The 10,733-nt window shown below is 65.4% G+C and carries 10 protein-coding genes; 6 read left to right on the forward strand and 4 right to left on the reverse strand.

Annotated elements, in window-relative coordinates:
* Positions 1 to 95: 95 nt before the first annotated feature.
* Positions 96 to 407 carry an Mpo1-like protein gene (locus CCOS865_RS19110; RefSeq protein WP_119143689.1) on the forward strand — a complete coding sequence of 104 codons (312 nt, stop codon included), beginning with the start codon at positions 96 to 98 and terminating at the stop codon, positions 405 to 407.
* A gap of 4 nt (positions 408 to 411) precedes the next feature.
* Here CCOS865_RS19110 and CCOS865_RS19115 read toward each other — a convergent pair whose 3' ends face one another.
* Entirely contained in the window at positions 412 to 1,224 is an 813-nt protein-coding gene (locus CCOS865_RS19115) for a UDP-2,3-diacylglucosamine diphosphatase (protein WP_119143691.1), read from the reverse strand.
* Positions 1,225 to 1,331: 107 nt separating this feature from the next.
* Between CCOS865_RS19115 and CCOS865_RS19120 the strand changes: the two genes are divergently transcribed.
* The gene (locus tag CCOS865_RS19120; protein ID WP_119143693.1) at positions 1,332 to 2,096 is read left to right on the forward strand and encodes a helix-turn-helix transcriptional regulator; all 765 of its coding nucleotides are present in this window, start codon (positions 1,332 to 1,334) and stop codon (positions 2,094 to 2,096) included.
* 214 nt (positions 2,097 to 2,310) lie between these two features.
* Positions 2,311 to 3,201, forward strand: coding sequence for a DMT family transporter (locus CCOS865_RS19125; protein ID WP_119143695.1), 891 nt, complete (start codon positions 2,311 to 2,313; stop codon positions 3,199 to 3,201).
* Here CCOS865_RS19125 and CCOS865_RS19130 read toward each other — a convergent pair whose 3' ends face one another.
* The gene (locus CCOS865_RS19130; protein ID WP_119143696.1) at positions 3,202 to 3,483 is read right to left on the reverse strand and encodes an Rdx family protein; all 282 of its coding nucleotides are present in this window, start codon (positions 3,481 to 3,483) and stop codon (positions 3,202 to 3,204) included.
* Between the two features lie 67 nt (positions 3,484 to 3,550).
* On the opposite strand from CCOS865_RS19130, the gene CCOS865_RS19135 reads away from it, so the two are divergent.
* The gene (locus CCOS865_RS19135; protein ID WP_119143698.1) at positions 3,551 to 5,737 is read left to right on the forward strand and encodes a patatin-like phospholipase family protein; all 2,187 of its coding nucleotides are present in this window, start codon (positions 3,551 to 3,553) and stop codon (positions 5,735 to 5,737) included.
* Positions 5,738 to 6,734: 997 nt separating this feature from the next.
* Here CCOS865_RS19135 and CCOS865_RS19140 read toward each other — a convergent pair.
* A complete protein-coding gene (locus tag CCOS865_RS19140) occupies positions 6,735 to 7,172 on the reverse strand; it encodes a MarR family transcriptional regulator (RefSeq protein WP_119143700.1) in 438 nt (145 codons plus the stop codon).
* Between the two features lie 126 nt (positions 7,173 to 7,298).
* Positions 7,299 to 9,443 (reverse strand): DNA helicase RecQ, encoded by a 2,145-nt coding sequence (gene recQ / locus CCOS865_RS19145; protein ID WP_119143702.1) that lies wholly within the window; start codon positions 9,441 to 9,443, stop codon positions 7,299 to 7,301.
* A 247-nt stretch (positions 9,444 to 9,690) separates the two neighbouring features.
* On the opposite strand from recQ, the gene CCOS865_RS19150 reads away from it, so the two are divergent.
* Together CCOS865_RS19150 and CCOS865_RS19155 are read left to right on the forward strand one after the other, a co-directional pair.
* Positions 9,691 to 10,278 (forward strand): UPF0149 family protein, encoded by a 588-nt coding sequence (locus CCOS865_RS19150; protein WP_119143704.1) that lies wholly within the window; start codon positions 9,691 to 9,693, stop codon positions 10,276 to 10,278.
* Positions 10,275 to 10,649 carry a YbaN family protein gene (locus CCOS865_RS19155; RefSeq protein WP_415842573.1) on the forward strand — a complete coding sequence of 125 codons (375 nt, stop codon included), beginning with the start codon at positions 10,275 to 10,277 and terminating at the stop codon, positions 10,647 to 10,649. Before CCOS865_RS19150 ends, CCOS865_RS19155 begins: the two co-directional genes overlap by 4 nt.
* The last annotated feature ends 84 nt before the right edge of the window (positions 10,650 to 10,733 follow it).

Consider the following 10,733-nt stretch of genomic DNA (forward strand, 5'->3'; position numbering starts at 1 on the left):
TATTGTCACTGGCCGGCGCTGCTAATCACTCTAGACTCGAATCAGGCTCCACGCCGTGTATCCGCCCCAATGACAAGTATGCCGGGAGCACAGCCATGAACCGCACAGCGCAGTTTCGCAGTTTTGCCGAGTTCTATCCCTATTACCTGGGCGAGCACAGCAACCCCACCTGCCGGCGTTTGCACTTCGTCGGCACCAGCCTGGTGATCGCCTTGCTGGCCTACACCATCGCCAGTGGCAAGTGGTTGCTGCTGTTGGCGGTGCCGGTGTTCGGCTATGGCTTTGCCTGGGTCGGGCATTTTTTCTTCGAGAAGAACCGACCGGCCACGTTCAAGCACCCCTGGTACAGCCTGGTCGGTGATTTTGCGATGTTCAGGGATATCCTGCTGGGCAAGGTCAACCTGTAACGTTCTAGGCGGGCTCGCGCAAAGCTGCCAGTCGCTGTCTCTCGCGTGCCTGGGCGTCGGCCAGGCGGTACAGCTCGATGCTGCCGTCCCAGTGCTCGATCAACGCGGTACAGGACTCGACCCAATCGCCACAATTGAGGTACTCCACCTCGCCCACCTGGCGGATTTCGGCGTGGTGAATATGCCCGCAGACGACGCCCTGGAAGCCCCGCCGGGTGCACTCGTGGGCAATTGCATCCTCGAAATCACTGATGAAGCTCACCGCCCCCTTGACCTTGTGCTTGAGGTAGGCCGACAGCGACCAGTAGCCATAGCCGTAACGGGCCCGCCAGTGGTTGAGCCAGCGGTTGAGGACCAGGGTGAACTCGTACGCGCGATCGCCAAGAAACGCCAGCCAGCGGTGATAGCGGGTGATCACGTCGAACTGGTCACCATGGATGACCAGCAGGCGACGGCCGTCGGCGGTCAGGTGTTCGGCCTCGTCGACCAGTTTGATGTTGCCCAGGATCAGCTTGGAATAGCGACGCAGGAACTCGTCGTGGTTGCCGGTGACGTAGATCACCTCGGTGCCGCGCTTGCTCATGGTCAGCAAGCGCCGAATGACGTTGGTGTGCGCTTGCGGCCAGTAGATGCCGCTGCGCAGTTTCCAGCCGTCGATGATGTCGCCGACCAGGTAGATGCGGTCGGCCTGAAAGCCCTTGAGAAACTGCGACAGATGCTCGGCCTGACAATCCCGCGTCCCCAGGTGCACGTCGGAGATCCACAGGGTACGTACGCGTTGCTTGCGTGACGGGCGGGCGAGTTCGGCGTGGCTCATGGGTCGACTCCGGCGCTGTTTGCTGGAGACTGGCAGGCGCAGGTGGCAGCCGTGTTACAACAGATGTCTGGGTGTACACTGCCGACCTGCAACACGAGGACTGCCCGATGACCGCCGGCCCGATTCTTTCCCTGCGCCACTACCGCGACGAGTTGATCGCCCACAGCCATGACCACCCGCAGCTGGTGTTCGGCCTGCGCGGCCGGCTGGATTTCGAGGTTCAGGGGCACGGCGCGCAGGTCGACCGCCAGGCCTTGATGGTGGTCCCGGCTGGCGCCCACCACGCCTGTGGCAGTGCTGGCGGCAGCCATTGCCTGGTGCTCGATGTGCCGGGCGAGCAGTGGCTGCACGCGCAACTGGGCGAGCATGCCGACGCCAGCCGGCGCCTGCTCGAGCGCCCCGGTGCGGTGGGCCTGGACAGTCGTCAGCAGCAGTTGGTCGACTGGCTCGCGGCAAGCCCGGGGGACGACCCGCTGATCGCTCGTCAGGGCGCGACGTTGCTGCTGGCCAGCCTCAATGCCCCGCTCGCGCCTGGCCCGGCAGCCCAGCGCCTGCCCTACCCGGCCTTCGATGCACACATCGAGCAGTACGCGGCCTACCCCCTGCAAGTGGCCGACCTGGCGCGCCTGGCCGGGTTGTCCAGTGCACGGCTGCATGCGCGCTTTGCTGCCGAGTGCGGCCAGACACCCATGGACTACATTCGCCAGCGCCGCCTGCTCAAGGCCCGGCAACTGCTGAGGGACACCCGGCTGCCGATCGGCGAGGTCGGCGCACGGGTCGGCTACAGTTCGCAAAGTGCGTTTGGCGCGGCGGTGCTGCGAGCGTTTGGTTGCTCACCGATGGCGCTGCGGCGAGAGCCTGGCGACAATTGACGCGAGGGGTGCGACAGACATAGCAGCACCTGCTCTCTAAACTGACAGCTCCTCTATCGTGCTCCGGCGAAGGCTGCGCCTTCGATCGCGACACAAGGCCGCTCCCACAGGGACCGCGCCGGCCTCAGGGCGGTGCAAAGCTGTGTGGGAGCGGCCTTGTGTCGCGAAAGGGCCGCAACGCGGCCCCCGGCAATCCCCCTGCCCAAGGACTCACATGAACCACCGCACCGCCCTCGGCGCCCTGCACATCGGCGCGCTGTTCTTTGGCCTGACCGGCGTGTTCGGCAAGCTGGCCGCCTCGGCCAGCCCGAGCATCATCGTCTTTGGCCGCGCCACGTTCGCGGTGCTCGCCCTCGGCCTGTTCGCCAGCCTCGCACGCCAAACCTGGCAGCGGCTCAACGGCCAGGACCTGCGCCGGCTGCTGCTCGGCGGCGTGCTGCTGGCCGGGCACTGGGTGAGCTTTTTCATCGCCGTAAAAGTCGGCGGCGTAGCCATCGCCACCTTGGGCTTCGCCAGCTTCCCGGCGTTTACCGTGATCCTCGAAGGTGTGCTGTTCCGCGAGCGCATCCGCCGTAACGAAGCCATGCTGGTGATCCTGGTGAGCGTCGGCCTGATGCTGGTCACGCCCGCGTTCGACCTGGCCAGCGAAGCCACCAGCGGGCTGCTCTGGGCCCTGCTCTCGGGGCTGCTGTTCTCGCTGCTGTCACTGACCAACCGCGCGGGTTCCGGGCGTCTGCCGGCGGCGCAGGCGGCGCTCTGGCAAAACCTGGTGGTCGCCCTGTGCCTGCTGCCGTTCGCCGCGCCCGGCCTGGCCCAGGTGCACGCCATGGACTGGCTGTGGATCGCCCTGCTCGGGGTGTTCTGCACCGCCATCGCGCACAGCCTGTTCGTCGCCGCGCTGGCGGTGATCAAGGCGCGCACCGCCGCGGTGGTGTTCGGCATGGAGCCGGTCTATGGCATCGCCGTGGCCTGGGCGGTGTTCGCTGAAACACCGACTTTGCGCATGCTCGCCGGCGGCGCGCTGATCATCTTCGCCATCGACCTGTCCAGCCGCCTCGCCGCCGAGCAACCGGCCAAGCAAGGCCCGCTGGCCGAGGGCACCTGATCAACGATCGCTGTGGCCCAGGTCGCGCTGCGGGTCGATCTGGTCACGCACGCGCTGCTTGAGCACCTTGGCTTCGGGGAAGCCGCCGTCGGCCTTGCGCTCCCAGATCTGCACGCCGTCGCAGGTGATGCGAAACACCCCACCGGTGCCCGGCTCCAGCGCCACCTGGGCCAGCTCGTCGGCAAAGGTGCTGAGCAGTTCCTGGGCCAGCCAGGCCGCCCGCAGCAGCCACTGGCACTGCGTGCAATAGGTGATGACGATGTGTGCTTTGGCATCGGCCATGTTCGAGTATCTCCAGGTGGGTGGACGCTTATACTAGCGGCCTTTCCTCCTGGTTTTGAGACTGACGATGCGCCGCCTGCTGTTCTGCCTGTTGCTGACGCTCTCTTCCTTCACCGCGATGGCTGCCGAAACGGCCCGCCCCAAGGTCGGCCTGGTGCTGTCTGGCGGCGCCGCGCGCGGCCTGGCGCACATTGGCGTGCTCAAGGCGCTGGAGCAGCAGGGCGTGCGCATCGATGCGATTGCCGGCACCAGCATGGGCGCGGTGATTGGCGGGCTGTATGCCTCGGGCTACAGCGTCGAAGAGCTGGAGAAGCTGGCCACCACGCTCGACTGGCAGCAGGCGCTGTCAGACGCGCCCCCGCGCAAGGACGTGCCGTTCCGGCGCAAGCAGGATGACCGCGACTTTCTGGTCAAACAGAAGCTGAGCTTTCGTGACGATGGCAGCCTCGGCCTGCCGCTGGGGGTGATCCAGGGCCAGAACCTGTCCCTGCTGCTGGAAAGCAAGCTGGCGCACACCGCCGACACCCGCGACTTCGACAAGCTGCCGATCCCCTTCCGCGCCGTCGCCACCGACATCGCCAGTGGCGAGAAAGTGGTGTTCCGCCGCGGCCACCTGCCCCAGGTGATCCGCGCCAGCATGTCGATCCCGGCGGTGTTCGCCCCGGTCGAGGTGGACGGGCGCCTGCTGGTGGACGGCGGCATGGTCGACAATATCCCGCTCGACGTCGCCCGCGAGATGGGCGTCGACCTGGCCATCGTGGTCGATATCGGCACGCCGTTGCGCGACCGCACGCAATTGGCGACGGTGGTCGACGTGCTCAACCAGTCGATCACCCTGATGACCCGGCGCAACTCCGAAGAGCAACTGGCCAGCCTGCACCCGCAAGACATCCTTATCCAGCCGCCGTTGGCCGCCTTTGGCGTGACCGACTTTGGCCGCACCGAGGAGATGATCGAAGCCGGCTACCGCGCCACCCGCGCCCTTGATGCGCGCCTCGCCGCACTGCGCCAGGCCGAGGGCGACGCCGAGCTGGCGGTGGCCCGCTCGCCGCGCCAGCGTCGGCCGATCATCACGGCAATCAAGGTGGAAAACGACTCGAAGGTCAGCGATGACGTGATTCGCTACTACATCCGCCAACCGATCGGCGAGCCGCTGGAGCTCGAGCGCCTGCAGACCGACATGGGCACCCTGTATGGCCTGGACTACTTCGACGGGGTGCAATACCGCGTGGTGCACAAGGGCGACGACAACACCCTGGTGATCAACGCCCGCGGCAAGAGCGGCGGCACCGACTACCTGCGTCTGGGGCTCAACCTGTCGGACGACATGCGCGGTGACAGCGCCTTCAACCTCGGCGCCAGCTACCGGGTCAACGGCATCAACCGGCTCGGTGCCGAATGGCTGACACGCGGCCAGATCGGCGACCAGCAGGAGCTCTACAGCGAGTTCTACCAGCCCCTCGACGTCGGCTCGCGCTACTTCATCGCGCCCTACCTGGACCTCGGCTCGCAGAACATCGAAGCCACCCTCGACAACGACCCGATCGCCGAATACCGGCTCGAGCGTTATGGCCTGGGGCTCAACCTCGGGCGGCAGATCGGCACCTATGGCGAGGTGCGCGCGGGCGTCGGCAAGGCGTGGGGCGAGGCCGAGGTGCGGATTGGCGACCAGGACCTGCCCAGCGTCAGTTTCAACGAAGGGTTCTACGAGCTGAAGTACTCCTTCGACACCCTGGACAACGTGTACTTCCCGCACAGTGGCGAAGACATCGGCGTGACCTTGCGCAAGTACGACGCTTCGCTGGACTCGGACACCGAGTACCGGCAGTGGGAATTCAACGTCGACAAGGCCTTCAGCAGCGGGCCGAACACCTGGGTGCTGGGCGGGCGTTATGGGCGCACGCTGGACCCGACCGAGGTGGTGACGTCGAGCTTCGTGCTGGGCGGCGCGCGGCAATTGTCGGGCTTTCGCCAGGACTCGGTGTCGGGGCAGAACGTCAGCCTGATGCGGATGGTCTATTACCGGCGCCTGACGCCGCGGGCGTACCTGCCGCTGGATTTCCCGCTGTATATCGGCGGGTCGCTGGAGCGTGGGCGGGCGTGGAACAACGACAACGCGTTCGACAGCGGCTATATCAATGCGGCGAGTGTGTTTCTTGGCCTGGAGACGCCGCTGGGGCCGTTGAACCTGAGTTACGGGGCCAACAGTGAGGATCAGCAGGCGGTGTACCTGAACCTTGGGCACACGTTTTGAGCGGCAGGCTTCGAGCTTCGAGCGGCGAGAACAAGATTCTTCACGGATTATTGGGATAGTTGCCTGGGGTGCCGGGGTTCGATTGGTGAGCTTATCCGGTGGGTGTGGTGCGGCCACTGGCCCCTTCCGCCCTTACGGCGGGTCACTTTTTTTCTTGGAAAAAAGTAACCAAAAACCGCTTGCTCCTGCATCCGGCCCTTCGCTGCGCTACGGGTTCCCTCACTCCGGCCTTGCTCCCGCGTGGACCGGGCTGTACGGGCCTTCCTGGCCCGCAGCCCTTGCCGGCCTTCCTGGCCGTCACCCCGCTCCGCAAGACCTCCGTTCGGCCTCCTGAAGTCGCAGTAGATCAAGATCACAAGCCAGATCAAAGGCCAGATCAAGGGCCAGGGCGACGGCTGGCGAATCGCTTCGCTCTCGCTTGTTTATAAGGGCGGTACAGCGCGGTAGCGCCAGAATTTGCATTGGCAGTCCCGGCCTCTTCGCGGGGCAAGCCCGCTCCCACAGGATCTCCGCTGACCGTAAGGCCACCACGGCCCCTGTGGGAGCGGGTTTACCCGCGAAGAGGCCAGGCTATCCACCACCATTGCCACTGTCGAAGATAACGCCAGCCCAGGCGCCGCCCGTAACTTGGCGACCTCAGGAGGCCGAACGGAGGTCTTGCGGAGCGGGGTGACGGCCAGGAAGGCCGGCAAGGGCTGGGGGCCAGGAAGGCCCCTACAGCCCGGTCCACGCGGGAGCAAGGCCGGAGTGAGGGAACCCGCAGCGCAGCGGAGGGCCGTATGTGGGAGCCGGCGGTTTTTGGTTACTTTTTTCCAAGAAAAAAAGTGACCCGCCGTAAGGGCGGAAGGGGCCATAAGCGTCACCACATCAAATGGATAAGCCCCCAACGCCCAACGCCCAACGCATCTACACCGAACACACGCAAAAAAAGCGGACCGCGTCATCGACGCAGGTCCGCTCTAGCTTGCAGCTTGCAGCTTACAGCTTGCCGCTGCCCTCAAGACTTCTCGAGGTTACCGAGGATCTTCGCATGCACGCGCATGCAGATTTCCAGGTCCCCTTCATCAACCCCGCTGAACAACTCGATGCGCAATTGATTGGCAATGGTCTCGATCTGGTCGATCAGCGGCTTGGCCGGCGGGCACAGCTGGATTTTCTTCGCGCGGCGGTCTTCCATCACCGCCTGCCGACGCACCAGGCCCTGGTTTTCCAGGCTGTCGAGCAGACGCGCCAGGGTCGGGCCTTCGACGCCGACGCTCTGGGCCAGCTCACGCTGGGTCGGCGCCTCCTCGAAACGGGCCAGGTGCAACAGCACCAGCCAGCGCGCCTGGGACAGATTGAGCCCGGCCAGGCGGCGGTCCAGCTCGGCACGCCAGCCACGGGACATCTGGGCCAGCTGCATGCCGAAGCGGTGTTGGTTGTCGGTCAGGGGCATAAACAACTCGATGGATAGAACTAATTATTAGCCAGCTAACCATGCTCCAGCCTTGCAGGCAAGGCTGGGCGCGAGGGAAATGTCCGATAATCGTCATAAACCGTGACAAGGGTCAGCCCCGTCAGATCAAAGCTCGAACTCCGCGGCCAGTGCCGCACGGATGCAATACAGCACCCCTTCCGGCACCCGCTGCTCGAACTGCGGCGCAATCGCCGACACCGGCGGCAATTCGCCCTCGCCGTCGAGGAAGGCGTCCTGCACTTCCATCATCAGGTCTTCTGGCAGGTCCAGGGCCTGATCAAGGCTCAGCTCCTGCCGGCCAATGGCCTCGGCCAGCAAGGTGTAGACGTTTTTCTCACTGCAATTGAGCTGGCCGGCGATCTGCGCCGGGGTCATGCCTGCCCGGGCCAGGCTGACCAGTTCGTGGCGCAAATCGAGCACCACTTTCGGCGCCTCTGCGCTCTCGCCGCCGTTGAGCACCTCGAGGAAGGCCTGGCCATAGCGCTCCAGCTTGCGCGCACCGACGCCGCTGACCTGGGCCATGTCGCTGAGGCTGCTCGGCTGGCTGCGCAGCATCTCGAGCAGGGTCGAGTCGGGGAAGATGACGTACGGCGGCACGCTGTGCTCTTCCGCCAGCTTGCGCCGCAGGGTGCGCAGGGCCTCCCACATGTCTCGCTCTTCGCCACGCACCAGTTGGCTGGCCGGGCTGCCACTGCCGCCGCCAGCGCTCTTCGACGAGGTCTGTGGCTTGAGGTCGCGGCGCAGTTGCAGGTTGACCTCGCCGCGCAGCAGCGGCCGGCAGCTGTCGGACAGGCGCAGGCCGCCGTAGCCTTCGAGGTCGATATCGACCAGCCCGCGGGCGACCAACTGGCGGAACAGCGAGCGCCACTCGTTATCGCCGAGCGGCTTGCCGACGCCGAACACCGACAGCTTCTCGTGGCCGAAATTGCGCACCTTCTCGGTGTCCTTGCCCACCAGCACGTCGACCAGGTGGCCGACGCCGTAGCGCTGGCCCGTGCGGAACACCGCCGACAGGGCCTGGCGCGCCGGCTCGGTGGCATCCCAGGTCTGTACCTGGTCGACGCAGTTGTCGCAGTGCCCGCACGGCTGCTCGAGCACTTCGTCGAAATAGGCCAGCAGCGACTGGCGGCGGCAACGGGTCTCTTCACACAGCGCCAGCATGGCGTCGAGCTTGTGCTGTTCGACGCGCTTGTGGCGCTCGTCGCCTTCGGAGTTCTGCAGCATCTGCTTGAGCATCACCATGTCCTGCAGGCCGTAGGCCATCCAGGCGTCGGCGGGCAGGCCGTCACGGCCGGCACGGCCGGTCTCCTGGTAGTAGGCCTCGAGCGACTTGGGCAGGTCGAGGTGGGCGACGAAGCGCACGTTGGGCTTGTCGATGCCCATGCCGAAGGCGATGGTGGCGACCATGATCAGCCCTTCCTCGTTGAGGAAGCGGCGCTGGTTGCTGGCGCGCGTCTCGGCCGGCAGGCCCGCATGGTAGGACAAGGCCGGGAAACCTTGCTCGCAGAGGAACGCGGCGGTCTCGTCGACTTTCTTGCGCGACAGGCAGTAGACGATCCCGGCGTTGCCACGGCGCTCGCCGAGAAACGCCATCAGCTGCTTGCGCGGAGATTCCTTGGGCACGATGCGGTAGAAGATATTCGGCCGGTCGAAGCTCGACAGGAAGCGCTCGGCGCCCTGCAGGTGCAGGCGCTGGACGATCTCTTCGCGGGTGCGCATGTCGGCGGTGGCGGTCAGGGCGATGCGCGGCACATGCGGGAACAGCTCGGCCAACTGGCCCAGCTGCAGGTATTCCGGACGGAAGTCGTGGCCCCATTGCGACACGCAGTGGGCCTCGTCGATGGCGAACAGCGACACATCCAGGCCCTGCAGGAACTCCAGCATGCGCGGCTGCACCAGGCGCTCGGGGGCGAGGTAGAGCATCTTCACCTCGCCGCGGCGCAGGCGCCCGGCCAGCTCGCGCTGCTGCTCGGCGCTCAGGGTCGAGTTCAGCGCCGCGGCGGCCACGCCCAGCTCGTCGAGGGTGGCGACCTGGTCGTCCATCAACGCGATCAGCGGCGAGACCACCACCGTCAGGCCCGGGCGCAACAGCCCCGGAACCTGGAAGCACAGCGATTTGCCGCCGCCGGTGGGCATCAATACCAGTGCGTCACCACCGTTGGCCACGCACTCGATGATCGCCGCCTGGCGCCCACGAAAGCTGTCGTAGCCGAAGATGTCCTTGAGGACGCGCTGAGCCTGTTCGAGCATTGCAAACTCCGAAATCGCCGTACCATTCCCGGACACAGGCTGGACGATAAACCCGTCCTGCACACGTACGAATGCGTAAGCAGCTTTTGCCAGAGGCCCCGGAACGGGTTCCCCTGGCTGAAAAATCGCGGATTATACCCCACTGTCCGCTGCTAAAGGACGCCTCGGTGACAGACGTTCCCTTTGCCCCTACTCTGTAGCAAGGTGCTAGAATTCACTATCGTTTATTCCCCAAGGTAGCCCCGTAATGTCCTTCGCCGAGCAACTGACCCGCCTGCAAGTCTTCCTCGATGCCGACGAGCTGCATGAAGAAGCGCTGGATTACGTCGCCGCCCATGGCTACCTGACCGCGCTGTCGATCACCTCCGAAGTCGTCCCTGACCGTGAATGGATCGATGCACTGTTCGCCGAGGAACCGCAATACACCAGCGATGCCCAGCGCACCGAGATCGAAGCCACGCTGATCGCCCTCAAGGCGCACATCAGCCGCCAGCTGGCCAGCGACGAGGAATTCGAGCTGCCGTGCGAGCTGGACCTGACCGAAGAGCCGGACGATTCCGAGCTGCGCGGCTGGTGCATCGGCTTCATGGAAGGTGTGTTCCTGCGTGAAGAGGCGTGGTTCGAGAACGCCGAGGAAGAAGTCAGCGAGATGCTCCTGCCGATCATGGTCGGTTCGGGCCTGTTCGACGAGCAGCCCGAGTTCGAGGACATCGCCAAGGATGCCAACCTGCAGGACGACATGATCGTGCAGATTCCTGAAGCGCTGACCGCCCTCTACCTGCTGCTGCACGCACCCGACGAGAAGCCGGCCCTGCTCAAACCGCGTCACCACTGACAGCGGTCGTGCGCTACCTGCTGCTGGCCGTCGGCTGGCTCAGCGTCGCGCTCGGGGTGTTGGGGATCTTCCTGCCGGTGTTGCCCACCACCCCGTTCCTGCTGCTGGCGGCGGCCTGCTTCGCCCGCAGCTCGCCACGCTTTCATGCCTGGCTGGTCAACCACCCCAGGCTCGGGCCGTGGATCCGTGACTACCTCAGCGGCGAGGGCATACCGCTCAAGGGCAAGGTCTACGCCATCGGTTTGATGTGGGCGAGCATAGCCCTGTCGTGCTACCTGGTGCCGCTGTTCTGGGCTCGCGCGTTCATGCTCACCAGTGCGGTGCTGGTGAGCCTGTACATCCTCAAGCAGAAGACCTTGCAGCGGCGTTAAGCCAGGGCCTCGGCGGCGCCCCCTTCGCGGGGCAAGCACGCTCCCACAGGATAGCGTCGCTCTTTGGGTCGGCGGATATCCTGT

This window comes from Pseudomonas reidholzensis, from assembly GCF_900536025.1.
In the GTDB taxonomy this organism is placed as follows: Bacteria; Pseudomonadota; Gammaproteobacteria; order Pseudomonadales; family Pseudomonadaceae; genus Aquipseudomonas; species Aquipseudomonas reidholzensis.